Below are 24966 nucleotides of genomic sequence, written 5' to 3' on the forward strand. Positions count from 1 at the left end.
ATGCACCGCATCGATATACCGGAAACGCACACCGAGCCCTTGGCGTCGATTCTCAATAATTTGCGGCTGGAGCGCTGCGGGACGGGGCGGTATCGCGGCCAGAACCTGGTGCAGATCACCGGGAAAGTGTACGGCGGGCAGGTGCTCGGGCAGGCCACGATGGCGGCGGCTGATGATGTGCAGCGCTCGCTCGGCATCGGTGAGGATGAGCGGCTGGCGCATTCCATTACCGCGGCGTTCCAGCGGGCCGGGCACCTGGATGAGCCTATCGAGTTCCAGGTGGAGGAGATCAACGATCTGCGCTCCTTCTCTACCCGGAATGTCACCGCGTACCAGGGTGACCGGTTGATTTTCACGGCGCGGGTGTCGTTCCAGTTGCGCCAGCCCGGGCCTACCCTGGCTTCCTCCATGCCGGATGTTCCCGGGCCGGAGGGGCTGCCGTCTTCGGTGGATTTCTTCGGGGCGCTCGATAACGTGTTCGCGAAGGTGATGTCGTCCACGAACGGGATCGATATGCGGCGGGTGGAAGGTGATATCTACCTGCGGCCGGATCCGGGGCGGTCCCCGCGCCAGCACCTGTGGCTACGGGCGCGTTCGCCGATGCCGGAAGGGACCTCGCGCACCCTCCAGCGGGCGATGCTCGGGTATTCGGCGGATCAGTTCATGTTGGAGCCGGCCTTGCGGGCCCTCGGCTTGGCCTGGCTTTCCCGCGGGATTTCGGTGGCGACCCTCGATCACGCGATCTGGTGGCATCGCAATTTTGATATGTCGGAGTGGATTTTGGCGGAGATGGAGTGTGTTTCCGCGCAGAACGGGCGCGCCCTGGTGAACGCAAAGTTCTTCCAGGACGGCCGCCATATTGCCTCCATGAGCCAAGAAGGGATGGTCCGGGTGCCAGAACGACACCCGGACCATCCCGAGCAGCATGTCGAGTAGCTGGCGGTAGCTACTCAATGTGGGCGCTGCGCGCGTGGGCATAAGCGGTTGACTCGTGCCCGTACGCAGTTAGCGCGCCTGAACTTTTCGCACGCGCGCTTAGCGCGGCGGCTCGCCTAGCGCGCCAGTTTGTCTAGCGCGTGAGCTTGTTTAGCGCGTGAGCTTGCGGTGGGCGCCGGCACCCGGGTTGAGTGCGGCTTCACCCAGGCGTTCCACCTTGTTCTTCTCGTAGCCTTCGAAGTTACCTTCGAACCAGTACCACTTGGAGGGATCCTCATCGGTGCCTTCGTAGGCGAGGATGTGGGTGGCCACGCGGTCAAGGAACCAGCGGTCGTGGGTGATAACCACGGCGCAACCCGGGAACTGCAAAAGCGCGTTTTCCAGGGAGGACAGGGTTTCCACGTCCAGATCGTTGGTCGGTTCGTCAAGGAGCAGCAGGTTGCCGCCCTGCTTGAGGGTGAGGGCGAGGTTGAGGCGGTTGCGTTCACCACCGGAAAGCACCCCGGCCTTCTTCTGCTGATCCGGGCCCTTGAAGCCAAATGCGGAAACGTAGGCGCGCGAGGGCATTTCCACCTGGCCGACCTGGATGTAATCCAGCCCGTCAGAAACAACTTCCCACAGGCTCTTTTCCGGATCGATACCGGCGCGGTTCTGATCCACGTAGGAGATCTTCACCGTTTCCCCGATCTTCAGCTCCCCGCCATCGAGGGGTTCGAGGCCGACGATGGTCTTGAAGAGGGTGGTTTTACCCACGCCGTTCGGGCCGATAATGCCCACGATGCCGTTGCGCGGCAGCGAGAAGGACAGCCCGTCGATGAGCACGCGGTCCCCGAAGCCCTTCTTGAGGTTCTTCGCTTCGATAACCACATTGCCCAGCCGCGGCCCCGGCGGAATCTGGATTTCTTCGAAGTCGAGCTTGCGGGTGCGTTCAGCTTCCGCTGCCATTTCTTCGTAGCGTTCCAGACGTGCCTTCGACTTGGCCTGGCGGCCCTTCGCCGAGGAACGCACCCACTCAAGTTCATCCTTGAGGCGCTTGGCGAGCTTGGCATCCTTCTTGCCCTGGATTTCCAGACGATCCTTCTTGGTTTCCAGGTAGGTCGAGTAGTTGCCCTCATAGGGGTAGAGGCAGCCGCGGTCCACTTCCGCGATCCACTGCGCCATATTGTCCAGGAAGTAGCGGTCGTGGGTGATGGCGATAACCGCACCCGCGTAGGACTTCAGGTGCTTTTCGAGCCACAGCACGGATTCGGCATCCAGGTGGTTCGTCGGTTCGTCAAGGAGAAGCAGGTCCGGGGCTTCCAGCAGCAGGCGGCACAGGGCCACGCGGCGGCGTTCCCCACCGGAAAGTACGGACACCGGGGTATCCCCCGGAGGGCAGCGCAGCGCGGCCATGGCCTGCTCCAGCTGAGAGTCCAGATCCCAGGCGTTCGCGGCATCGATTTCCGTTTGCAGCTTGCCCATTTCTTCCATGAGGGCATCGAAGTCCGCATCCGGATTCGCCATTTCTTCACCGATGGCGTTGAAACGGGTGATCTTCTCCAGAATGTCCTTACGCCCTAGCTGCACGTTTTCCAGGACGGTCTTATCCTCTTCGAGGGGAGGTTCCTGAAGGAGGATACCCACCGTGTAGCCCGGGGAGAGGCGCGCTTCCCCGTTGGAGGGCTCATCCAGCCCGGCCATGATCTTCAAGATTGTTGATTTACCGGCACCGTTCGGACCGACCATGCCGATCTTGGCTCCGGGGAAAAACGCCATGGTGACGTCGTCAAGGATGGTCTTATCCCCCACACGCTTGGAAGCGTGGATCATCTGGTAAATGTATTCAGCCACTTATCCCGTCCTGATTCGCGATTCAGTGCCGCGCATCGCGCTAGGTGTTGCGCGAGCGGCCCAGACCAGTGTACCGAGCCGCCCGCGAAAAGTCCCCCCGATGTGACTGGAACCGGGATGGAATGGGATTTTCTCAAGTAGATAAGCATGCCATCGCGGCAGACTATGGATATCTACGTGGTGGTAAAAGAATCGCTAACGAGTCTGGTAGATGTCTCTTCGGTATACGCCTTGCCTAGGAGGCTGAAACTAATTTTCCACCCCGAGGCGACGCACCACCTCATCAAAAGGTATGAGCCGCTCTTTGCCGGACTCAACATCCGCCCAGATCTTCTCCGCCTCAATGAGGTCAAGGGCATCTTCAATAGCCTCGTGTGCCACTACTTCGGCATTGTCACCCGCAAGTTCTTCAAGACGGTCAAGCATTTCTTCACCAATATTGATACTCATCTTTACATCCCTCCCCTCAATAACTAGGCGCGGAAATAGTGAAGTGGTCCAGGGTTTGTTCCGAGGAATTAAACCCGGGCATGCTTGTAGTGTACCTATCAGAACAACGGGTGAGTAGAGGCATTTTCGGCATCACCATGCGCCACCTGACGGATCCGAGCGCAAGGCTTCATCCGCTGACATCGCATCAGGTGACATCGAGTCAGGTGACATCCCCGGAGGCGGCACACCTATTCCAGCTGGCCCGAGCGGTTCACCCGACGCTTCAGAAGAATCCGACTCCTCGGTGAGCCAACGGCTATCCCCCGGCGTGCTTTCCCCTGCCGCTGTATCCGCGGAACTCACCGTGCCAGCGACTCCGCCATTTGTTTCCGCAGCTGGATCGGGGCGCACTTTGACGAAGCTGGCCCGCCCGGTGGTGAGCTCGACTCCCACGGCATCGGCAAAGAGGGTGAGCCCGCGCATGGTGGAACCGTCCTTACCGGTCCATTCGCGCATATCGAGCCGCCCGCGCACCAGCAGCGGGGTGCCGGTAGTCACCGATGTTTGGATATTACGGCCGAGGGTGCCGCGAGCCCGCACCGTGTACCAAATAGTATTGCCGTCCTCAAAGCGGTTAGTTTCTCGCGAGAAGTAGCGCGGGGTCACCCCAAGATTGACCGTGGTGACATCCCCACTGGTGGCGTTCTCATAAACTTTCGGGTTGCCGCCGGCATATCCACGTACCGCGACGATGGTGTCATTAACCATGATGCTGTCCTTTCCCACCGCCACGTGCGGGCGGTGGACACCATCATGACCCGCTCACTCTCGCTCGGCTATCCGCATGCACCTGCTTGTGGATAACCATGACATTTCGGCAACCTGTGGATAGATCGCCAGCTACTCTCCCTACTCCCCACGCACCACCTGGCGCACGCGCGCGTACTGGTCGAGCACCTCCCGCGCCGGAGCAACGCAATGNGGCGCGGGCATGCCAGCCCACCCCGGCAATCGCCTCGGCCACCGCCGGCACGCCGGATGCCACCGACAGCCCGCGCGCGATCTCCTCCGCTTTCTCCGCCTCCAAAGCCACCGGCGCAGCCTCAAGGCCCTCCCCCAGGCGCGCCCCGATCTCGTCAAGATACGCAGCGGTGGTCTCCAGCGCGGCATTCGTGAGCCCGGCTGCCTTCTCCAGGGCGTCGCGCAGCGGCTCCAGCCCGCGCCGTCGCAGCGCCGAGACCGGGAAAATCGGGACGCTATCGGCAATACCGTCCGCGCGTAGCAGCTTGCGGATATCCGCGGTGATGGCCTCCGTGCCGCCCTCCGGGAGGGTATCGATCTGGTTGAGGACCACGATCATACGATCGGCGCGTTCGCGCATCGCCGCGATATAGGAATCGTGGATGAGGTGATCGGCGTATTTTTGCGGGTCGAGCACCCACACCAGCACGTCCACGAGCGGCAAAATCCGATTGACGAGCGCCGAATTGCCCAGGCTCACCGAATCGTGATCGGGCAGGTCAAGGAGCACCAGGGAATCAAGATCACGCTTGGAGGTATTGAGCAGCGAATTATGGGAAATGGTGCGCTCCGTTTTCACGCCGAGGGCCGCCAGCACGGGGCGGGCCGCCGCGGACCACACGCAAGCCGTGATATCCATGGTGGTGGGCCGCACGTCCCCCGCGTCGGCGAAATTGAGCTCGGTGAGCGCGTTGAACAGCGTGGACTTCCCCGAACCGGTGCCGCCCGCGAGCGCCGCCACCGTCAGGCCGAGCCCCGCCTCCAGGCGCCCGGAAATCTCCTCCAGTTCCCTTTCGGCCCGCTGCAGCACATACGGATCGAATAGATCTTTTCCTTGAGCGACGACGCCGCGCAGCTGCTCCAAGCGCGCGGTCACGGTGGCTGTGTCCATGAGCTTCTTCCCTTCCTCCACTAGAACCTGTCTTTGAATTCGACGGCGCGCAGCCGGAGCGTGCGCCCCGAGCCGAGCTCCACATCGCCGAGATGGCTGAGGAATACCTCCGTGACTTCGGTGAGGGCACCGTCGAGNGGTGGGAGCCCCGGCCCCGAAGCGGCCGCTGAGGGCGGCCTTGCGCAGGGCCTCGCGCGGGGCGGTGGCGGATTGCTCCACCACGGAGCGCAGGTGCTCCACGGCTTCCGCCTGCATTTCCACCGCGGCGGCGATATGTTCCAGGCGTTCGCCCATATGCGGGAACATGGCGGCATCCGCGCGGGTGATGAGCGCCTGGCCGAAGCCGGTTTCAGACATGGATTCGAGCCACTGGCGCAGCTCGGCCACGCTGGCGGGGGGAAGGAGCCCGGCGGTGGGGCCGCCGTTATCGGCCACGATGAGAAGCGGGGAGTCGCCCAGCCCGGAGCTTTCCATACGGCGCGCCAGGTCCGCGCGCACCGTAGGCGTGGCGCTGGCCGGAACCCGGTTGAGTACCACCGCGGTGGTCACCCCGCGCCCGTGGGCATCGGTGAGCACCGACCAGGCGGTGGCATCCCCGTAGCGGGACGCCGTGGTCACAAAAATCCACAGGTCGGCGCTATTGAGGAGGGTGCGAGCCAGGGCGCGGTTATCGGCGTCCACGGAATCAAGATCGGGGGCGTCTACCAGCACCAGCCCGGGGATTGCCCCGGTGCTTTCGCGTACCTCCGCCAAAGTGGTGAGCACGTGGCCGTCCAGGAGCGGTGCGTCATCCGGGTGCACGGCGATGACCGGGGTGCGGGTGGTGGGGCGCAGCACCGAGGCGGCGGAGAGTTCTTCGCCGAAAAGCGAATTGAAGAGGGTGGATTTCCCGGCACCCGAGGAGCCGCCGAGCACCACCACCGCCGGGGTGGCTTCCCGTTCCATCCGCGGGAGCACCCGGTTTTTTAGCTGGGTGATGAGCTGGGTGCGCTCGGCTTCGATATCGCGCGAGCCGGGTAGTGCAAGGGGAAAGCGCGCTTTATCGAGCGCGTCGATAGTGCGAGCGATGAGACGAGGAACATCACGATATTGAGCCACCCCTCTATTGTTCACTATTTTGACGCGGGCGCGTAGTTTTAACCGCGCCGCCGATTCGGGTACATTAAGAGCGCCGCTTCTGCGCAAGGTGTTAGTTCTTTCCGCATCGTGATAGCTCATTGCGTATTGTGAAAGTTCGTTACATATTGTGCCGAGCGCGCGCCAGGCCCCCGTAGCTCAGTGGATAGAGCACCGGACTTCTAATCCGTTGGTCGAAGGTTCGAATCCTTTCGGGGGCGCTCATGGATTGAGCCGCTCCGTAGCGGAGTTACGGCCTGCCAGCTGGCGGCGTCGTCGTACCATCCCTTCCCCACGCGGACCGCACGCGCCCGCCCGCGCGCGTGTGCTTAGAATGGAGGGGTGAGTTACCACGATCTAAACGATCCGATTGTCTGGATCGATTGCGAAATGACAGGCTTGGATCCGCGTGTTGATGAGCTGGTGGAGATTTCCGTTGTTGTGACGGACGGTGACCTCCAGCCGGTGGACGCGGGCATCGATATTATTATTAAGCCCTCCGATGCGGCGGTCGCGCAGATGAACGATTTTGTGCGCGATATGCATACCTCGTCCGGCCTCATTAATGAATGGGAGGCCGGGGTGAGCGTGGCCGAGGCGCAGAGCCAGGTGCTCGCTTATCTCAAGGAGCGGGTGCCGGAAGGTAAGGCGCCGCTGGGCGGTAATTCGGTGGGTACCGATAAGACGTTCCTCATCGAATACATGCCTGAGCTGGTCGATTACCTCCACTATCGCATTATTGACGTCTCCTCCATTAAGGAGTTGACGAAGCGCTGGTACCCGAAGGCGTATTTTGTGTCGCCGGAGAAGTTCGGGCACCACCGGGCGCTCGGTGATATTTACGATTCCATTGATGAGCTGCGCTATTACCGCGCGGTGCTCTTCCCGGAAAGCGTGGAGACCGAGGCCGCCCAGCAGGCTGCCCGCAGCGTGGAAGGCGAAACGAAGCGGTTGGCTTCAAGCGGTGCGGGCGATGCCGGCGAAACCGGCACCACACCAGCCGAAACCGCGGCCGGCGAAACTGCCAGCACCGCCGGCACCACCGAATAATTACGCGTCCACGCCTTCCCCGATGAAGCCGCCAATGGCGCGCAGCTCGGGCAGGTGCGGATTCCGGCACGAATGCGCCGGGCACAGATCGAACCACGGGCCCATCTCGGTGAGGTGGGCCCGCTGCGCGCGCGGGCGCCCCTCCAGGCGCTCCTCCACCAGGTCAGCCAGCCCGGCCACGAAAGCCGGATGCTCTTCCGGGGTGGAAACCCGCGCGAACGCCAGGCCGCATTGCTGCGCCGTGGCCCGCGCCTCATTATCGAGGTCCCACAGCACTTCCATATGCTCGGATACAAAACCGATAGGAACGACGACGACGGCCCGCCGCCCGCGCCCCGGCAGCGTTTCGATAACATCATTAATATCCGGTTCCAGCCACGGAATATGCGGCGGGCCAGAGCGCGACTGGAAGACCATCTGCCAGCTCAGTCGAGCCCCCACCTGCTCCTCCACCGCGGCGCGGATAGCATCGCGCACCGCCTCGTGCTGGCGCAGGTAGAGCCCGCCACCCAGTTCGGGCGGGCCGGAGAGCTCATTGGCGCGGTTGGGAATGGAATGGGTGGTGAAGAGGACTTCGATCTCTTCAGCCGCGAAACCGCGCTCCTGCATTTGGGTGTAGGCAGCCGCCAGGCCATCAATAAAGGGCACCACGAAACCGGGATGATCGAAGAATTCCCGCAGTTTATCCACCCGCATATCCTCGGGGATCTGCGCGTATTCAAGCGCGTCCGCGAAATCCTCCCGGTATTGGCGGCAGGAGGAATATCCCGAATACGCCGAGGTGGGCACCGCCAGCAGGGTGCGGTGGCCATCCTCGTACGCCTCGCGCACCACTTCCCAAATATAGGGTTCCCAATTGCGGTTGCCCCAGTAGACGGGAATATTGTGGCCGCGCCGGGCAAGCTCACTTTCCAAGCGGGCACGCAGCGCCGCGTTTTGCCCGTTGATCGGCGAGCTGCCCCCGTTGAGGCGGTAGTGCACCGCCACTTCTTCGAGGCGGTCATCGGGGATGCCGCGCCCGGCCGTGACGTTGCGCAGGAAGGGCAGCACGTCCTCCTGGCCGTTGGGCCCGCCGAAAGAGGCGAGCACGATGGCATCGTAGGCGGTCGGTTCGCTCACCCAGTGCTCCCCGCGCGCGGCAGCGTGCTGCACCGCGGGGCTTCCCGCAAGAATATGCTCGCCCGGGGCGCGGGTGATGCGCGTGGCACGCGGAGCTTTCCGTTCGGCCACCAGGGCGGCGCTGGTCTGTTGGCTTTGGTAGTCCATGAATCTCCTGTGTAAGCGCTGCTTATCCGTGAACATTGCTTATTGCGCGAGCGCTGTTTACTCGGTGACGGTACGTCACCGATCCTTATCAGTAAACACTGCTTATCCGTGAACGTCGTTTACGGCGTAAACACCGTTTAGGCTTCGTAGCGCAGAATCTTGGCGAGCTCGCTGGTTTCGCACCGCCGCCCGAAGAAGAAGGGCGTTTCGTGCTTCATCCAGCGCCGCGCCTGGGTGTAACGCATGGCGCGCATGAGGTCCACAATCTGGGTGGGATCTTCGGCTTCGAAAGCGAGCATCCACTCGTAATTCGACATCCCGAAGCACGCCACCGTATTGGCGAGGATCCCCTCAAATTTCGAGGCCGCCATACCGTGTTCGCGCAGGTGCACGGCGCGTTCCTTGCCGTCCATGAGGTACCAATCGGCGTGCCGTACGAAGGGGTAGGTGCACAGCCAGGTGAGCGGCTTATCACCCACCAGGAAGGCCGGCGCGTGCATGCGGTTGAATTCCGCGGCCACGTGCACACCGGGAACCTGCCAGGTCACGTCGAGATTTTCAAAAAGCGGCGTGGTGCGCAGATCACGCATGAAATCCTGGAGCGGGGCGAGGTTCTTACCGTGCACCCACACCATGAGATCGGCATGCTCATGCAAATTGGACAGATCGTAGAAGCCACGCAGGGTAACGTCCGGATGCGCGGCAATAACTTCATCAATGCGCGCCGTGGCATTCGAAAGATCCGCGGGGGCCGGGCTGCCGGCCGGGCGATGAACAACTGTGTAAATCGTGTATTCGGTATCAGGATGGTGGTCGCCGCCGGAGACGCTCCAGTTCGGTTCCACATCTGCGGGTCGTTGAGTCATGTTCCCCATCGTACTGTCTCCTAAGTCTTTCGTCACTTGACACGCGCAGAAAAACTGTATCAGATTTCGGAGACTGCCGATTTTCGCCCGGCCCGGCGCGGGTGGCTCCCCTTCAGTATCGCCGAGTTTCGATGCGGAAGACGATTATTTTGCGGGGCGCCGCACGCGTGGGTGTCGCCATCTTGGTACGACGACGCCGCACCGGGCCACTATCCCTCCGCCCGCGCCTCGTACTGGCGCACCCCGGAACTCACCCCGGCGAAGCGGAAGGGTGCGGTGGTCTGGGGCGGCGTCGAAAAATCAGCGGAATCGGTGCGCAGGGCCCCGTGTAGAACTCGGTAGGTGGGGAAATCGATGGGTTCGCGCGTGGCCAGCATCGCGGCTACGCCTTCCGCATCCGCCCCGGTTTCCCGCAGTCGCTCGCGGTAGCCGGCCGCCGGGATGCCGGTGAAGAATTCCGCCACCGCGCCCGAGCCGTAGGAGAAGAGCCCGATGGGGGTATCGGTCAGATCGGCCGGGTCGGTGCCGAGCAGGGAAAGAATGCCAATATACAGGGCTGCCGTATAGGAATTGCCGATCTGGCGCCCGTAGGCGAGGCCGCTTTCGATCACCTCATCGCCGCGCGGGTCGCCCGTATGGGCCATGAGGCGGGCATGGGCTTTGCGTGCCATTTTCCCGAAGGGCTGGTGGTGCACGAAACGAGCCAGCTGAGCTGCGGGGATGCCGCCCTGAGCGAGGTAATCATCGTAGGCACCGGTGAGGGCATCCATATAGGCGTCCATGGAGAGGTGGCCGTCCACCAGCGGGGTGCTGGAATCATTCGGGCGCCAGAAGTCGTTGATATCCGCGGTGTAAACGCCGCTCACCGCGGGGATATTCAGCAGGCGCGGCTCCGCGCTCACCAGGAAAGCCACGGCGCCGGCTCCCTGAGTGGGTTCCCCGGCCCCGCCCGCCGCATACCGGGCAATATCCGCGGCGATCACCAGCACTTTTTCTTTCGGGTGGCGCGCCACAATACCGAGGGCGCTCTGCAGCGCCGCGGTCCCCCCGTAGCAGGCTTCCTTCATTTCCACGGTGCGCACATGGCGCGGCAGCCCGAGGAGGGCATGCAGGAAAACCCCGGCGGATTTCGACTGATCCACCCCGGATTCGGTGGCGAAGATGACGGTGCGGATTCCCTCCGTGCCGGTGGCGGCCAGTAGGCGGGCCCCGGCCTGGGCCCCCAGGGTGACGGCGTCCTCATCGAGGGCCGGGATACTCATATGCTCCTGACCGAGCCCCACGTGATATTTACCCACGGGCACGTCCAGGGCTTCCGCCATATCCGCGAGCGGCAGGCAGTAATGCGAGGTGGCGCAGGCCAGCGCGTCAATGCCGATATTCACTTAGTCCTCCTCACCGGCGCGGGTGCCCCGCCGCGTTCAAATTTACGATGCGCATGCATGAGCTCACCCGGGTTGGTTTGCGCGGCCAGCAAGGATAGTTCCCCACACAGCACGGTGGCGGCAATCATGGCCGCCAGGCGCCGGGAATTTTCCCCGGCCGGTCGGCTGCGATCCGCCAGGTCCATGCGCTCCATCACCGCTTCGATCCCGGGCAGGTCCTTGCCATTGCCCACCGTCCCCACAATGAGATGCGGGAGAGTGCAGGATACATAAAGCCCGCCTTCGCGTTCTTCCACGTGGGTAAAACCCTGGGAGCCTTCCACAATATTCGCGGCATCCTGCCCGGTGGCCAGGTAGACCGCCAGCAGCATATTGGCATAGTGGGCATTTGCGGAACGCACCGCCCCGGCGAGCGTGGAACCCACCCAATTCTTGCGGTAATTCAGCTCAGCAATCCGGTGCGCATCACTGCGCAGCCGCTTGGCGATCACCTCATCCGGAATAAAAATATCGGCGATGGTGCGCCGCCCGCGCCCCAGAATCCCATTGACGGCGGAGGGTTTCTTATCAATGCAGTAATTGCCGGAAATGGAGCCGTAGTCCAGCTCTGGGCACACCGCCAATATCGCGCCCATGAGCGCTTCGGCGGCCTGGGTGGCCATATTGTGGCCCGAGGCATCCCCGGTGGAGAATTCGAAACGCACAAAAAGCAAATTCCCCACCACTTCGGGGTGGATATCCAGCAGGCGCGCGAAGCGCGACTGCCCGGCCACCACACGCTCCCACTCGGAGCGCCGCGCCGCGATTGCCGTGACGGCGCGGAGAGCCGCCGCGGCGTCGTCGGCAATAAAAAGCACGGAACGGGACATGCGCTCATCGGCCACGCACACGCAGATGCCGCCCTCCACCATGCGCGAGACGTCCGCGCCGCGGTTGCACGAAGGCCACAGCGGTGTTTCGTACGTGGCGAGCGGGACCTCCACGGCGCCGCTGAGGACGGGGCCGGAGATGTGAATGGGGCCCACCCATTTGGTGGGGATGGGCGTGTGCGAGTCCGGGGTGATTCTCGAGTCAGTCACGCCGCTCAGTCTACCGGCTCAAAAACGAATGTCTTGAGGAAAGCGCGGGCGCGCTCAGAGGCGGGGCTGGTGAAGAAACGCTCGGGGCTATCAATTTCCACGATTTTCCCGGCGTCCATGAAGACCACGCGGTCCGCGATCGCCCGCGCGAAATTCATTTCGTGGGTGACGAGCAGCATCGTCATCCCGCCGCCGGCCAGCTCGAGGACCACATCGAGCACCTCGCGCACCATCTCCGGATCCAGCGAGGCGGTGATTTCGTCCAGGAGCAGCACCTCCGGCTCCATCATGAGCGCGCGCACAATCGCCACCCGCTGCTTTTGCCCGCCGGAAAGCTGACTGGGGCGCGCATCGGCGCGGCTCGCCAGCCCGACGCGTTCCAGCAGCGCCAGGGCACGTTCGCGCGTGGGGCCGGCGGGCGCCTTGCGCACCACCCGCGGGGCGAGGAGCAGATTCTCGAGGACGGATAGGTGCGGGAACAGTTCGTAATTCTGGAAAACCATCCCGATGCGGGCACGCGCCGCGGTCCAGTCCGTGCCCGGTTCCGCGAGGTTCTGCTCGCCGTACGAAATGCTTCCGGATTGGATATCCTCCAGTCCGTTGATGGTGCGCAGTAGCGTAGATTTACCGCATCCAGATGGGCCGACGACGACGACAACTTCGGAAGGCGCCACCTCAAGCGAGACACCTTGGAGGGCATGCACGCCATTCGGGTAGGTTTTATCAACGTCGACTAAACGCAGCGTTTGTGCATGCCCGGCCGCGCCACGCACAGCGAGCGGGCTGGGGGCGGATGCGGCGCCTAAGGCGCTCGGGCTGGTGGTGGCGGCGCCTAGGGCGTGCGAGCCGGAGGCGAGTTCAGGGTCGAGGGGCTGGGAATATGCCGGGCTTGTCATAGTGCTAGTTTCCTTTCCAAGTAGCGTGAATATGCGGAAATCGCGTAGCAGACCACGAAGTAGATGAGGAAGACCGCGCCGTAGATCCACAGGGCGGCATCCGGGTAGTCGAAACGTTCCCGGTCGATATTCGACTGGGCAACCTTGAGGATTTCGATGACGCCGATGAGGGAGACAAGCGCCGTCGTTTTAATCATGCGGGTTGTGAGATTGACGGTGAGGGGGATGAGCTGGCGGATGGCCTGCGGAAGAATCACGTGGCGCTGGAGCTGGCGGGTGGAGAGCCCCAGCGCGCGTGCCGATTCGTATTGGTGGGCGGGTACGGCGGCAATGGCGCCGCGCACCAGGTCCCCCATCTCCGCCGTCCCCCACAGGGTGAAAACGATAATCGCGGCGAGCTCGCCGGACATATCGAGGTGGAAGGTGCGAGTGGAATCGAAGTAGACGATGAAGAGGAGCACCACCTGCGGGATGATGCGCAGCACCTCCACGTAGGCGCGGGTGAGGAAACGGACCAGGCGCGAGCGCACGTCCATGACCAGGCCCAAGAGTGTGCCACATACAAGGGAGAGCGCCATCGCGATGAGGGCGATGCGCACCGAGACCCACAGTCCTTGGAAGAGGAGGGAGAGGTTCTCCGGGTCGAGGAGCGGGCGCCAGCCTTNGGAGAGCGCCAGCGCGAGGAGGGCGATGCGCACTGAGCCCAACAGTCCTGGGAAGAGGGGGGAGAGGTTCTCGGGGTGGAGGGGGGGGGGCCAGCCTCCCCCGCCGCTCGTCGGAACGGCGGGCGCGGGTGCGGAGGTGAAGCGAGCGGGCAGGGAGGCGAGGGCGCCGTGCGTCGTCGTAAAATACGCGGATATGGAAGCGAGGGTGACGTTAGCGAACGGCAGCATAGCGGCGCATCCTCCCTTCCAGCCAGCGCGCCCCGAGGGCGATGGGGAGCAGAATAATCGTGTAGCACACCGTGAGGAGGAGCAGTGCTTCCTGCGTTGTGGATTGCAGACCCATATGTTCGCGGGCCAGGTACATGAGGTCCGGAACGGCAACGACGTACACCACCGAGGTTTCCTTGATGAGGAAAATAATATTCGCGGTGAGTGCCGGCATCGCCACGGCGACGGCCTGCGGGAGCAGGACCCGGGTGAGGGCCTGGCGGCGGGTGAGCCCGAGGGCGAGGGCGGATTCGTGCTGGATGCGCGGCACCGATTCCAAGCCGGAGCGGAAAGCTTCGGCCATATAGGAGCCGCCCAGGAACGTCAGCCCGATAATCGCGCAGGTTTCCCCGGTGAGGGTGAGGCCGATTTTCGGGAGGCCGAAATAGAGGAAGAAAAGCTGAACAAGGAGCGGGGTATTGCGCGAAAGCTCGATGTAGATGGCCACGAGCTGGCGCGCGATAGGCACCCGGAAATGCGCGAGCGCCGCGCACACCCAGCCGAGGAGGAGGGAGGCGGCCACGCCAATGGCGCCGATGCGGAGCGTGACGAGCATGGCCTGCAGGTACAGGGGCCACGCTTCGCTCAGTACTGATAGATCCATGGAGTCTCCTCGCGTGAGGTTCACTCTCCCCCGGCGCGGGCCACCCGGGCGGTTAGCTGAGGCCGGGCGGTTGTTGAGCCGATTCAGGCGGCTTTTCTTGGAGCCGGGCGATTTTGGGGCCGGACGATTTTTGGTGCCGGGCGGCCCGCGCGTGAGGGAGGAGGAACTTTTAGCGAGCCCCTCCCTCAATGACGAGTTCATCGGGAGAGATCGCGGTGCCGTAAACCGGGGCGAGGGTCTGCTCGAAGTCCTTGTGGAAGAAGTTTTCCTTGCCGAGATCCACGAGGTTGTTATTGATCCAGTCGCGCAGCTCAGTATTTCCCTGCTGTACGGCGGCAGCGATGGTGGATTCTTCCCCGAAGGAGGCAATTCCGGTCACGAAATCCTTGTTCTGTTCGGTGAAGGCGAGGGCTTCGGTGTTATCCGTAATCCACACATCCCCGCGCCCGTCGGTGAGGGCATTGGTGGCCTCGGTGTACTGCTCGTACTTGGTTACCTTCCATTCCGGGTGGTTGGCGGTAATCCACGCATCCTGGCTGGTGCCCTTGACGATAATAATATTTTTATTCGCGAGCTCCGCTTCCGAACGCACCGGCTCCTTCGCGCTGGAAACGGCACCGAAGGAGACCTTCATGTAGGGGTTGGCGAAGTCTACCTGCGCGGCGCGTTCCGGAGTCACTGTGAAGTTCGCGAGGATAACATCGACTTTCCCGGACTTGAGGAATTCCACGCGCGAGGAGGCATCCACCGGGACCCACTCGACTTTGACGCCCAGGTCTTTACCGAGGCGGTCACCGTAAACGATGTCGTAGCCTTCGTAGGTGTTTTTCCCGACCAGCGAGCCAAAAGGTGCCTTGTCCGCGAAGGTGCCGATGCGAATCGAGCCGGCTTCTTTGATCTGTTCAGGGGTGCGGGCCCCCACGGTGGCGCTCGCCGCGCCGGTCCCGGAATCGGCGGCGGTGCCGGTGGCGGAGTCACCCGAGCCGGATAGATCCGGGCTGGAGCACCCGGTAAGGGCCATGGTGAACGCTGCCAGGGCGGACAGCCCGCCCAGGACGCGACGACGAATACGTGAGGTTTGTGCAATTGCCACGGTTCTTCCTTACTTGGTGTTGGGGTGACCGTGGATAATGCGGGATTTTGGGAACGAGACGCAAGGCCGTGCCACCGCGGACATCGCATTATCCACACTTGTGCTATTCCCGGGAATTGAGCGCCGGGGTACCGCTTGTCCGCGCTGGCTTATCCGAAAATGCCCGGTCTTCAGTAGGAGGGCATCTAATTATTCGGGTTCCGCTGGCGAACTAGCGACAGCAACACATGCAACACATGGGGCACATGCAGGTACGCACGCAGGCACCGCGCATCGCGGTGTGCATCTGAGTGGTCCTGTTCGCCATGGGGATTACGTTAGGCGCTCATCGCGCAGAAATCCAGTTGAGGAAAGAACCATCTCTGTGGGACATCTCATAAGGTGGTGTGGGAGTGGGGTTATGAGGGCTGGTCAGGTGCGACTGCGGTGCGGCGTTGTTCTACACAGACACAACGCTCAGACGCGGCAACCTCACGTACCCCAACAATCACAGGAGCCCCTGCGGGAGACGGCATGTTTTTCACAGATGTATTTCACGTGTCGTACGAGCGCAGTACAGTTCCGGGAAAATACCGCAGGAAACGAGTGGCGCAGCGCTATCCACTACGGACGAGTCAAAGAGAAGATGATACGACGGCCCTCAAATTACCTGTTGATCTGAACGGATCAGTCGCAATCCTTATCCGCAGATCTCGACCTTTACTACTTTTTACATCTTATACATCTTCTACTTTTATATATCTTAGGAAGGCGAGTCATTGGCCTGAGTCGTGCAGATTTAACTCGCGCTTGACACGAATTCAAGGTCGGCACAATAGCCGAGCGCGGCGTCGCGCATCTTTTCCACATCCGACTTGTCCGTCCCGGAACAAGTGGTATAGCTGACCTTGTCACCGACATCAGCGAGCGAAAGAAGGCTTTCAATGCTCACGTCGAGAGCGACCGAGAGCTGATAAAGAACAGCTCCCTCAACATCACCCATCCCAGATTCAAGCTTCACTACGGCATCGAGCGGAAGCTGCGCCATTGCCGCAAGTGCTTCGCGCGTAAGTCCCTGGTGAGTGCGATATTTTTTAACCTGCTGGCCTACCGACAGGGTGTAATCATTCACCAACTCCATCGTTAACCTCCTCGTTAGTACTGCATCACTGATATCTAAAATAATGCGGAGCGTAGCCCGTCAATAGTCGGCAGCCTGGGACGTACTCAAATGCAAGACACCTGTTCCTCACAGTTTTTGAGCACATGGCCAGTGTCGAGTAGTTGTGAAAACTTGGGCGCGAAATATGGGGAGATGCATGACGGTCAGAGTTGAGCGTTGAGTGCCCTTTTTTGATAAAGATAAGCACGCAGATTCAACTCGCACCTGACAATGAATTAGGCAACAAGCGGATTAATACTCTCAACTTCAGATGCGTCAAAAGAGAGAATGTCAAAATCGCGCTGTAAATTCACCCAAAACTGCGGAGTTGTCCCGAGAGCCTTCGATAACCTAAACGCCATCGAAACACTGATAGAACGCTTACCGGAAATAATCTCCCCAATGGACGTTTGCGACGCCCCGATAGTCTTGGCGAGGCGGTAAGGCGTGATCCCCAAAGGCTCAAGAAATTCTTCTTTCAGAATCTCGCCCGGGGTCGAAAGATACTGGTTAGTGGTAGTCACGGAAATGGACATCGTAAGCCTCCTGTGCTTCATTATCCCAGCGGAACACAACCCGCCATTGATTATTCACGCGGATACTCCAATACCCGCGGAGATTACCCGAAAGCGCCTCAAGCCGGTTTCCCGGCGGCTGGCGAAGATCGTGCACAGTCCTCGCAGCGTTCAGCATCTGCAAGCGCCGGGTAAGTTGCTTTTGCAAACCGGCCGGATAACGCCTTGGGTAGGGGCCTCCCAGGAAGAAAGCGTACAGATCAGGGTCACGTACTCTCACCCCTCAATACTAACGCCACCCGAGAGTATTAGCAATACTATATGCCTGTTGCATTGCGCGAAGTATTATGCGTTCGTTCACGCCGCGCATACGCCTCAAGATCGACGCCGCGCAGCCGGGCCCGTTCGGCCAGCTCCCCGGTAATAAGCACCTGGCATTGCCGTGCCGCACTGACCGTCTGCGCCCCGAGCAGCGCCAGCAGCGCGCGCACCTGATCCCGCCAGGAACGCAAACCGGCCACAGCAGCTTCCTCCCCCTGAACCGCCAGCTCAAGGAATTGGCGAGCCACACCGGCCGCACGCGCCCCCAAAATAAGCGAACGGACAACATCCAAAGGAGTGCGCACCCCGCCCGAAGCTAGCAGGTCAAGCCGGCTTCCTGCCTCCGCCTCAAGCAGGCACAGCGCGGCAGACTGCCCGAAGCCCGCTAAATACGAGTATTCACGCGCTTCCCGCCGGGAATTTTCAATGCGGGCGAAATCCGTGCCGCCCACTCCCCCGACGTCGACCACCTGCACCCCAAGATCCGCGAGCACACGTTGCGTTTCCTGCGAAATCCCGAATCCCACTTCTTTGACGATCACCGGTACGCCGGCCTGCGCCACAATCTCCTCCACCGAGGCGCGCCAACCGGAAAACTCCCGCTCGCCTTCCGGCATAACAATTTCTTGCCCGGCATTGAGATGCAGCTGGAGGGCATCCGCGTCCAGAAGCTCCACCACGCGCCGAGCATCCGCGCCGCTACGTCCCACCCCAATATTGCCCATAACGAAACCGCGCGGATTTTCTTCCCGAATCACAGTAAAAGACGAAGCCGTAGCCGGATCATCAAGGGCCACCGAGGCCGATCCGCTCGCCATCGGCACGCCCACTTCCCGCGCCGCGATCGCCAGCACCCGGTTAATGCGCCCGGTCGCTTCCGTCCCGCCGGTCATCCCGTTGATATAGAAAGGCAGCGGCCACGTGAAGGGCCCGACCTGCGTGGACAAGTCCACCGCGGCGACGTCGCACGCGCCAAGCGCGTGATGAACCGGCGCCACGCAATCAAAATCATTACGGCGGATCTCCTGAGCCCGCGCGAGGGCCACATGCTCGTCCTTGCGCGCCGCCCGGGAAGTATCCTGCTGAGCACCGGCTCCATCGCCCATACCGCGCGAACCGCTAGCCCCAGCCGCGCCGGCAGCGTTCACCGCGCTCATCCTTCCACCACCGCGAGGTTCAGCGGTTCGACGCCGCCCGCGCGCCAACCCCGATACACCGCGTCTTTATCCACATCGCTTCCCACCAGGGCGATCCCGCAGTCACCCCCGCCAGCTCCGGATGATTTGGCAGCTCCCCCCAGCTCGGCGGCGACGTCGCATAAATGAGTCAGGCGCTCGGTTTCGATGGTGATACCCGAGCTGGCGCCCAGCTGGCGCAGGAGCCGGCGCGCGGCGGTGATCTCCGCGCCGATGCGTCCACCGGTGCGCAATTGGGTGGCCAGGCGTTCCACCACGTCCTCGTATTCGTCCAGGAATCCGGGGAAGTAGGCGCCGCGCGAGCGGGCCTGCACCCCGGAAACCAGGTGCTCGGTGGAAGCGGGCAGGCCCGTCCAGCCCACCAGGAGTTCTTCACGGGCGGGAGCGGGCAGTGATTCCACCGCCCACGGATCCCAGGCCGGGGCACTCAGAGTCTCGGTCACGCTGTGGTTGCGCGCGTATTCGCTCAAGCCCGCGCGGTCCGGGGAGCGGTAGTAGACCCAGCCTCGGTAGGTGGAAGCAGCAATATCCCCGCCCGAAGCGCGCGGGGCCCGCTCCAGAACGGAAAGCAGCGCAACCTTGTAGCGTTCCTCCAGGGTGAGTTTGAGATCGTAAAAACGATTGAGCACATCCACGATAGCCACCGTCACCGCGGCCGAGGAACCCAAGCCGTATTTGCGGCCGTCCTCTTCGACCAGGCCGGAGGTGATATCGAGGTTGTAGTGGCGGGCCTCCAAGCCGCGTTCGCTGCGCAGCGCTTCCACGGTGCGGATGGCGTTGGCGGCGTAATCGGAGCCGATATCGTCAAAAACAGGGAGGGCATTTTCGTGGCGCCAGTAGAGGGGTGCGAAACCGTTGCCGTGCGAACGCACCAGGCCGGAGCCTTCCGCCGGGCTAAGAACAACGTCAATAAAACGGTTCACAGCGATGAGGATTGCCGGCCGGCCGGCTTCCACCACGGCGTACTCCCCCGCGATGTAGAGCTTGCCCGGCGCATTGGCGTGGATGCGCGCGGATGACTGCTCTGTATCTGCTCCGTTCACGCTATCTGCCCTGCTCAAGCTACCTGCTTCGCTCACAACACCTCCCGTGTTCTTCCCACGTTCCTTCGGCAACTGTAACGCACCGCGTGGCTGCTCTCACGCCGGCGGCTTAGGACACCGCGCGGTGTGACTCCGGTTCCGCTACCAGGTAAGCACCGTTCCCCGCGTGAGCAATGTTTACTTTGCCGAGGGCTTCGGCGTGGCGTGCCACTTCAGCGGCGAGCTCGGGGCGGGTCAGGAGCACCACATTCGGGCCGGCATCCGCGGTGGCATACACATCCAGTCCCACGCCGCGCAGGGTACGGGCCAGCTCAAAAACGCGCCAGGATGCGGACGTTAGGTAATGAATGGGCGGGTCGGAGCTCATAATGAGGGCGTGCATGCGCAGCGCGGATAGCTCGGTGAGTTCGCCGATGCGCCGCATATCCCCCGCCTTGCAGGCCTCCACCATCTGCGCGGCCATCTCACGAGTGGATTCCACCCAGCCGCGGTAGTACGGCGAGGTAGCGCGGGTGGTGACCATAGCTTCCCGGGAAGTGATTTTCTTGTGAGCAGTGTTTAATACCACGGAGACCATGGCCAGCGGCGGGGCCGGGATTTCTTCAGCGAAAGATTCTTCATCTGTTCCGGCATGCCAGAGCGCCACCCCGCTAATAACGGAACGCGAAGCCGATCCCGAACCGCGCCGAGCCAGGCGAGAGAGGTGAGCGGTGTTTACACCCATCCCGTATTCGGTGGTGGCCGCGAGCGCCAGGGCCGCGAATCCGGAAGCTGAGGAGGCCATCCCGGCGCCGGTTGGAGCTTCGTTGTCGCTGATGACCAGTAGTTTTTCGCTGCGCCCGGCCTGTGCGCGGATAACATCGAGCACCCGCTCTACCCGGCTAAGCGCCTTTTCGCTCGCTTCGTGGCCGTTGAGAATGAGTCGGTCACGCTGGGCGGTGGGGGCGAGGCGGGCTGTCGTCGTCGTCGGAAAAATATCGAGGGTAAGGGAAACGGAAGGTGCGGCGGGAAGCATGAGATCGTCATCCGCTTTCCCCCAGTATTTGATGAGGGCAATATTCGGGTGGGCGCGCGCGGTGCTCATTTGCTGGCCTCCACCCAGGTGGACCAGGCGTTTGCCGCGCCCGCCGCGCTCAGCGCCGCTGCGATGTCTTTCGCGTGAACACTGTTCTCTGCCAGGGCGATAACGCAACCGCCAATCCCGCCGCCGGTCATCTTCGCGCCGAGCGCCCCGGCGCCGTGAGCAGCGTTTACCATGGTGTCCAGTTCCGGGGAGGAGACGCCGAGCTGCGCGAGCGTGGCGTGGGCGCGCCACATATTCTCCCCCATGCTCGCCCAGTCTCCTGTTGCGAGCTGCATTTCCGCGTCCGCCGCGTATCCGGCCAGGCGTGCAACCAGGGCCTCCACTTTGGCCGGGAACTTTTCGCGCAGCTCACGCACCGAACCGACGGCCTGCCGGGTAGCGCCGGGCACCCCGGAATCACCGATAACCACGTGGAGGGGGCGCGCCACGATGAGGGGCGTGACGTCCGGGCGCTGGAATTTAATAACAGTATCGGCGACGACGCCGTGGGCATCCATGCCGGAAGGGCGCCCGTGGGCCACCCGTTCCGCTACCTGGATGAGGAGGAAACGCTCGGCGGACGAGAGGTGCACTCCCGCGGCGTCGGCGATGGCCGAAACGATCGCGGCAGCGACCGCGGCCGAGGAACCCAGCCCGCGCTCGTAAGGAATATCGGAATAAATGGTGACGTGGGCGGAGCTGCCCGGGGCCACGAAATCGAGGCCGGCGTCAATAGCGGCAACCACGGGGCTCAGGCGCTCCGGGGCAGTGGCGGCCGGGCCGCGATAAAGTTCGGAACTGATGGTTGATTCGCCGGTGGTGATGGTGGCGTTGGCGATGACGGGAAGTACGTGGACGGGTAGGGAAATGGCCGGGGCGCCGTAGACCACGGCATGTTCGCCGAATAGGATCGCCTTGCCGTGCGCGCGGCCGACCCCGATGCGTACCTTGGGGATACGGGTTTGGGTATCGAACGCGAAGGATTGCGATTGGCTCAACTGTGCGGCTCCTTGTCACGGCCGCGAGCGGCCTACCTGTACTTGCCCTGGCTGCGCGGGGCACGGCTCCGCGCTGGTCATTCCCCTATGGTACCGAGAATTTGGTGGCGTGACGGTGAGGATAGCGCGCGCCACGTTTTCGGCGGTGCGCTGAGCCTTATAGAACAACCGCCAAAAACGGCATTGCGCCGATAGGCCGGCACCACCGCCATCCCCTACCAGCGATACGACTCAGGCTCGTTTCGCCTGCTTGCTTCCAAACATTCAAAACGAGCCTGAACTCTGGGGTGGCCAACGGGGCTTGAACCCGCGACCTCCTGGACCACAACCAGGTGCTCTGCCAGCTGAGCTATGGCCACCATTTCGGCGAAAGAACGCCGATAAACAACTATAGCCGGTCACCGCGCGCAAAGACAATTCAGCGGCGGTGATAGCGGCCACGTTGTGAGCCAGATCGGCGCCCCGCCCGGCTGCGCCGTCGTACCTCAGTCGCGTTTATGCGCGGGAGCGGGAGCTGCGCCGTCGTGCTATTTAGTACCGCTACCAGGCCGTACGCACCGCAATCGCGTCCGCGAAACGATTGAGGTGACTCTCATCCAGCGACAGGTAGAGCGAGCCGTCGATCAGGGAAATCTCCATAACGTAAAACTCGTTCGGGTCCCCCGGCGCGGCCGGCACGATGTCCACGCGGTTGAAGAGCAGCAGGTGGTCGCGCCCGGTATGTTCGCGGATGAGCCCGTGCAGCACATTGCGCACCCGCTCGCCCCAGCGCCATTCCGATTCGCGCGCCGCGGAAACTGAGACCACTTCTTCCTGGATTTGGTCCGCGCTGCGGAAACGCGGGTGGAGCAGCGGAGCCTTTTCCACCCGGTAGGAAGCCAGGCCGTTGAGGAAGATGAGCGAGACCTCACCGGTGCGGTCGATATTCTCCAGGTAGCGCTGCACCATCACGCTGCGGCCCTTAGCCAGCTCGTGCTGGGCGTGCAGAATCGCCTGGGACCGCGAGGCCGGATCGGTGGCGGTATAGCGCCCCGTGCCGCGCCCGCCGGATGACACCGCGGGCTTGACCACAAAATCGCCGTGCGCCGGGAAACGGGTATGGACCTGGTGTTTCGTGAGGTTTTCCTCCGGTTCCAGCCAGGTGGTGGGAATGGTCGGCAAACCCGCCGCTTCCAATTCCCGCAGGTAATGCTTATCAGAATTCCACGCCATAATATCGGCGTGGTTGAGAATCCGCGGAACGGAACGGGCCCAGGAAATGAAAGCCTGCGGATCGCGCCCGTAATCACGAACTGAGCGGACAACGACGACTCCGGCGTTATTCCAGTCGTAATCGGGATCGTTCCACGCTACGACGCGCGGTTCGATATGGCGCTCACGCAGGGCATCGGGCAGGCCGGCCTCGTCCACGTCGAGCTTCGGTAAGTCTTTGCTCGTTGCAAGAGTAACAATGGGATCAGACACACTCTAACTCTACCCCGGCTAGTCTTATGGCGTGGCGATCCTTGACTCTTCTCCTTTATTAACAATTTTCGTTGTGGTGGCCCTCGGCTCCCTGCTCGGGGCGATTCCGCTGGGCCGGATACGTATCGGCGCGGCCGGCGCGCTCTTTGTGGGCTTGGCCATGTCCGCGCGCTTCCCCGAACTCGGGGCGGGTATGGACGTGGTGCAGTCCCTCGGGCTCGCCCTTTTCGTGTACACGGTGGGCATCGCCTCGGGTGCAGCCTTTTTCGCGCAGCTGCGGCGCAATCTTTCCTTGCTTCTGGCCTCGGTGGTTGCGGTTTTCCTCGCCGCGGGCGCCGCCCTGGTCATGGGCATTCTTTTCGGTATCGAACGGCCATTTTTGGCCGGCCTTTTCACAGGGGCGACGACGGCGGCACCGGCCCTCGCCACCGCCACCCGACTCACGGACGGTTCCACACAGCCCGCTATCGGATATGCCTTCGGGTATCCTCTGGCTGTCATTATCGGCATTATCCTGGTTTCCCTCATCGTGGGGCGGGCCTGGCCGGGGCTGCGCGATACCCCCTCGCTGGCGGGAAGCCTGCTCGATCCGCGCACCATCACCGTGGAACACCCCATGAACCTGCGCGATATTCCTGAGTGGGCCGACGGGCGGGTGCGAGTATCCTACTTGCGGCGCGGCGAACGCGTGCGGGTGGCCCTGCCCGGTGAGGACCTTGAGATAGGGGACGACGTCGTTGTTGTTGGTTTGGCGGCAGATGTGGAGGCGGCCGCCGCGCACCTCGGGCATTTGCGCAGCGAACACCTGGCCGATGATCGCAGCCACGTGGATTTCAACCGCCTGGTGGTGTCCAATCCGGACGTGGCGGCGCGTTCCATCGGGGAACTCAATCTGCCCGCTAAATACGGCGCGGTGGTGACCCGGGTGCGGCGCGGAGACCTAGAGCTGCTGGCCCGCGATGATTTCATCCTGGAGCCGGGCGACCGCGTCACCGTGGTGGCCCCGCGGGAACGCTGGGATGCCATCGCGGATCTTTTTGGGGATTCCGAACGCTCCATCTCGGAGATTGACGTGCTGAGCCTATCGGTGGGGATGGTGGCCGGGTTGCTGCTCGGCTTCGTGACGTTCCCGCTGCCGGGCGGTCAGGTGTTCCAGCTGGGTACCGCCGCCGGGCCGCTCATCGCGGGAATGTTCTTGGGGGCGGCCAGGCGCACCGGGCCCTTTGTGTGGGCCATGCCGGAGGCCGCGAATCTGACGATGCGCCAGCTGGGGCTCACCCTGTTTTTGGCGGGCCTGGGGCTCACGGCCGGGCCCGGTTTCGCGCAGATCGTGGTCTCCCCGCAGGCCGTGGGCGCGGCGGTGACGGTCTGCGTGATCACGCTGGTCTCCTGCGCGGCTCTGCTGGTGGCCGGCGCCTGGGTGCTGCGCCTTTCCGCGCCCCGTACCGCCGGCGCCATCGCCGGTTTCCTGGGCCAGCCGGCGGTCCTGGATGCGGCCACCTCCCGGGTGGGCGATGAGCGCATCGATAATGCCTACGCCACCCTCTTCGCTTTCTCGATTGTGGTCAAGATTTTCCTGGTGCCCGCGGTCTTGGTGTTGTAGCGAGGCTGGAGCGGTGTGGCGGCGCGCCGGAGATCGGCGCGGNGCGCTGGGCGGGGCGGGCGCGGGGGCGCTGCTGCTGGGCGGCTGCGATGCTGGCGAAACCACCGAGGCCGGGAGTTTTATGCGGCAGGCGGGGGCGTCTATGTACGTGGTGAGCGTGGATGGGCGCGAACTGATCTCCAAGGTAGTGGATTGCAACGGCGGGGAATCCCAGGTGATGACCGG

Annotated in this window: 23 protein-coding genes and 2 tRNA genes; 4 read left to right on the forward strand and 21 right to left on the reverse strand. The window is 62.8% G+C overall.

Annotation, left to right across the window (positions count from 1 at the left end):
* Positions 1-936, forward strand: a complete 936-nt coding sequence (locus CZ322_RS09270) for an acyl-CoA thioesterase (protein WP_180948632.1) — start codon at positions 1-3, stop codon at positions 934-936.
* Between the two features lie 150 nt (positions 937-1086).
* On the opposite strand, the gene ettA is transcribed toward CZ322_RS09270, so the two are convergent.
* From ettA to CZ322_RS09290, 4 genes are all read right to left on the reverse strand, one after another.
* Entirely contained in the window at positions 1087-2766 is a 1680-nt protein-coding gene (gene ettA / locus CZ322_RS09275; RefSeq protein WP_087071058.1) for an energy-dependent translational throttle protein EttA, read from the reverse strand.
* 249 nt (positions 2767-3015) lie between these two features.
* Positions 3016-3216: a hypothetical protein gene (locus CZ322_RS09280; protein WP_087071059.1), complete on the reverse strand. Its 201-nt coding sequence runs from the start codon at positions 3214-3216 to the stop codon at positions 3016-3018.
* A 132-nt stretch (positions 3217-3348) separates the two neighbouring features.
* Positions 3349-3966: a single-stranded DNA-binding protein gene (locus CZ322_RS09285; RefSeq protein WP_087071060.1), complete on the reverse strand. Its 618-nt coding sequence runs from the start codon at positions 3964-3966 to the stop codon at positions 3349-3351.
* A 43-nt stretch (positions 3967-4009) separates the two neighbouring features.
* Positions 4010-6328, reverse strand: coding sequence for a GTPase (locus CZ322_RS09290; RefSeq protein ID WP_087071061.1), 2319 nt, complete (start codon positions 6326-6328; stop codon positions 4010-4012).
* A 46-nt stretch (positions 6329-6374) separates the two neighbouring features.
* Here CZ322_RS09290 and CZ322_RS09295 point away from each other — a divergent pair.
* Positions 6375-6447, forward strand: a tRNA-Arg gene (locus tag CZ322_RS09295).
* 121 nt (positions 6448-6568) lie between these two features.
* Positions 6569-7276: an oligoribonuclease gene (gene orn / locus CZ322_RS09300; RefSeq protein WP_257959927.1), complete on the forward strand. Its 708-nt coding sequence runs from the start codon at positions 6569-6571 to the stop codon at positions 7274-7276.
* Here the strand turns inward: orn and CZ322_RS09305 are convergent, their stop codons facing one another.
* The 17 genes from CZ322_RS09305 to CZ322_RS09385 form a co-directional block, all read right to left on the reverse strand.
* Positions 7277-8542 carry a ferrochelatase gene (locus CZ322_RS09305; RefSeq protein ID WP_087071062.1) on the reverse strand — a complete coding sequence of 422 codons (1266 nt, stop codon included), beginning with the start codon at positions 8540-8542 and terminating at the stop codon, positions 7277-7279.
* 137 nt (positions 8543-8679) lie between these two features.
* Complete coding sequence (gene hemQ / locus CZ322_RS09310) at positions 8680-9408, reverse strand: hydrogen peroxide-dependent heme synthase (protein WP_234984528.1); 729 nt, start codon at positions 9406-9408, stop codon at positions 8680-8682.
* Between the two features lie 209 nt (positions 9409-9617).
* Positions 9618-10793: a hydroxymethylglutaryl-CoA synthase gene (locus CZ322_RS09315; RefSeq protein WP_087071064.1), complete on the reverse strand. Its 1176-nt coding sequence runs from the start codon at positions 10791-10793 to the stop codon at positions 9618-9620.
* Positions 10790-11872 (reverse strand): hydroxymethylglutaryl-CoA reductase, encoded by a 1083-nt coding sequence (locus tag CZ322_RS09320; protein WP_087071065.1) that lies wholly within the window; start codon positions 11870-11872, stop codon positions 10790-10792. Before CZ322_RS09320 ends, CZ322_RS09315 begins: the two co-directional genes overlap by 4 nt.
* Before the next feature lie 5 nt (positions 11873-11877).
* Positions 11878-12768: an amino acid ABC transporter ATP-binding protein gene (locus CZ322_RS09325; RefSeq protein WP_234984529.1), complete on the reverse strand. Its 891-nt coding sequence runs from the start codon at positions 12766-12768 to the stop codon at positions 11878-11880.
* Positions 12765-13661 (reverse strand): amino acid ABC transporter permease, encoded by an 897-nt coding sequence (locus tag CZ322_RS09330; RefSeq protein ID WP_234984530.1) that lies wholly within the window; start codon positions 13659-13661, stop codon positions 12765-12767. The genes CZ322_RS09325 and CZ322_RS09330 overlap by 4 nt, the downstream gene beginning before the upstream one ends.
* Positions 13645-14304, reverse strand: a complete 660-nt coding sequence (locus CZ322_RS09335; RefSeq protein ID WP_087071066.1) for an amino acid ABC transporter permease — start codon at positions 14302-14304, stop codon at positions 13645-13647. The genes CZ322_RS09330 and CZ322_RS09335 overlap by 17 nt, the downstream gene beginning before the upstream one ends.
* A gap of 169 nt (positions 14305-14473) precedes the next feature.
* The gene (locus CZ322_RS09340; protein ID WP_087071067.1) at positions 14474-15397 is read right to left on the reverse strand and encodes a transporter substrate-binding domain-containing protein; all 924 of its coding nucleotides are present in this window, start codon (positions 15395-15397) and stop codon (positions 14474-14476) included.
* A gap of 778 nt (positions 15398-16175) precedes the next feature.
* Entirely contained in the window at positions 16176-16517 is a 342-nt protein-coding gene (locus CZ322_RS09345) for a helix-turn-helix domain-containing protein (protein WP_087071068.1), read from the reverse strand.
* Positions 16518-16774: 257 nt separating this feature from the next.
* On the reverse strand, positions 16775-17074 hold the full coding sequence (locus CZ322_RS09350) for a HigA family addiction module antitoxin (protein WP_087071069.1): 300 nt from the start codon (positions 17072-17074) through the stop codon (positions 16775-16777).
* A complete protein-coding gene (locus CZ322_RS09355) occupies positions 17049-17333 on the reverse strand; it encodes a type II toxin-antitoxin system RelE/ParE family toxin (protein WP_087071070.1) in 285 nt (94 codons plus the stop codon). Before CZ322_RS09355 ends, CZ322_RS09350 begins: the two co-directional genes overlap by 26 nt.
* A 37-nt stretch (positions 17334-17370) precedes the next feature.
* Entirely contained in the window at positions 17371-18531 is a 1161-nt protein-coding gene (gene fni / locus CZ322_RS09360) for a type 2 isopentenyl-diphosphate Delta-isomerase (RefSeq protein WP_087071071.1), read from the reverse strand.
* Positions 18528-19649, reverse strand: coding sequence for a phosphomevalonate kinase (locus tag CZ322_RS09365; protein ID WP_234984531.1), 1122 nt, complete (start codon positions 19647-19649; stop codon positions 18528-18530). Before CZ322_RS09365 ends, fni begins: the two co-directional genes overlap by 4 nt.
* 73 nt (positions 19650-19722) lie before the next feature.
* Positions 19723-20697: a diphosphomevalonate decarboxylase gene (mvaD, locus tag CZ322_RS09370; protein WP_087071072.1), complete on the reverse strand. Its 975-nt coding sequence runs from the start codon at positions 20695-20697 to the stop codon at positions 19723-19725.
* The gene (gene mvk, locus CZ322_RS09375) at positions 20694-21674 is read right to left on the reverse strand and encodes a mevalonate kinase (protein ID WP_087071073.1); all 981 of its coding nucleotides are present in this window, start codon (positions 21672-21674) and stop codon (positions 20694-20696) included. Before mvk ends, mvaD begins: the two co-directional genes overlap by 4 nt.
* 283 nt (positions 21675-21957) lie before the next feature.
* Positions 21958-22033: transfer RNA gene (locus CZ322_RS09380), tRNA-His, on the reverse strand.
* A 181-nt stretch (positions 22034-22214) separates the two neighbouring features.
* Positions 22215-23138, reverse strand: a complete 924-nt coding sequence (locus CZ322_RS09385) for an ATP-grasp domain-containing protein (protein ID WP_087071074.1) — start codon at positions 23136-23138, stop codon at positions 22215-22217.
* 31 nt (positions 23139-23169) lie between these two features.
* Between CZ322_RS09385 and CZ322_RS09390 the strand changes: the two genes are divergently transcribed.
* Positions 23170-24741, forward strand: a complete 1572-nt coding sequence (locus tag CZ322_RS09390; protein WP_087071075.1) for an aspartate:alanine exchanger family transporter — start codon at positions 23170-23172, stop codon at positions 24739-24741.
* Positions 24742-24966 lie beyond the last annotated feature (225 nt).

It is taken from the genome of Actinotignum timonense (genome assembly GCF_900155575.1).
Lineage (GTDB): Bacteria > Actinomycetota > Actinomycetes > Actinomycetales > Actinomycetaceae > Actinotignum > Actinotignum timonense.

Excerpts from the sequence above, each read along its gene's own strand:
- CZ322_RS09305 (WP_087071062.1), bottom strand. The coding sequence starts at position 8,542 with ATGGACTACCAAAGCCAACAGACCAGCGCCGCCCTGGTGGCCGAACGG.
- mvaD (WP_087071072.1), bottom strand. The coding sequence starts at position 20,697 with ATGAGCACCGCGCGCGCCCACCCGAATATTGCCCTCATCAAATACTGG.
- CZ322_RS09345 (WP_087071068.1), bottom strand. The coding sequence starts at position 16,517 with ATGGAGTTGGTGAATGATTACACCCTGTCGGTAGGCCAGCAGGTTAAA.
- fni (WP_087071071.1), bottom strand. The coding sequence starts at position 18,531 with ATGAGCGCGGTGAACGCTGCCGGCGCGGCTGGGGCTAGCGGTTCGCGC.
- CZ322_RS09325 (WP_234984529.1), bottom strand. The coding sequence starts at position 12,768 with ATGACAAGCCCGGCATATTCCCAGCCCCTCGACCCTGAACTCGCCTCC.
- CZ322_RS09335 (WP_087071066.1), bottom strand. The coding sequence starts at position 14,304 with ATGGATCTATCAGTACTGAGCGAAGCGTGGCCCCTGTACCTGCAGGCC.
- hemQ (WP_234984528.1), bottom strand. The coding sequence starts at position 9,408 with ATGACTCAACGACCCGCAGATGTGGAACCGAACTGGAGCGTCTCCGGC.
- CZ322_RS09270 (WP_180948632.1), top strand. The coding sequence starts at position 1 with ATGCACCGCATCGATATACCGGAAACGCACACCGAGCCCTTGGCGTCG.
- CZ322_RS09285 (WP_087071060.1), bottom strand. The coding sequence starts at position 3,966 with ATGGTTAATGACACCATCGTCGCGGTACGTGGATATGCCGGCGGCAAC.
- CZ322_RS09350 (WP_087071069.1), bottom strand. The coding sequence starts at position 17,074 with ATGTCCATTTCCGTGACTACCACTAACCAGTATCTTTCGACCCCGGGC.
- CZ322_RS09280 (WP_087071059.1), bottom strand. The coding sequence starts at position 3,216 with ATGAGTATCAATATTGGTGAAGAAATGCTTGACCGTCTTGAAGAACTT.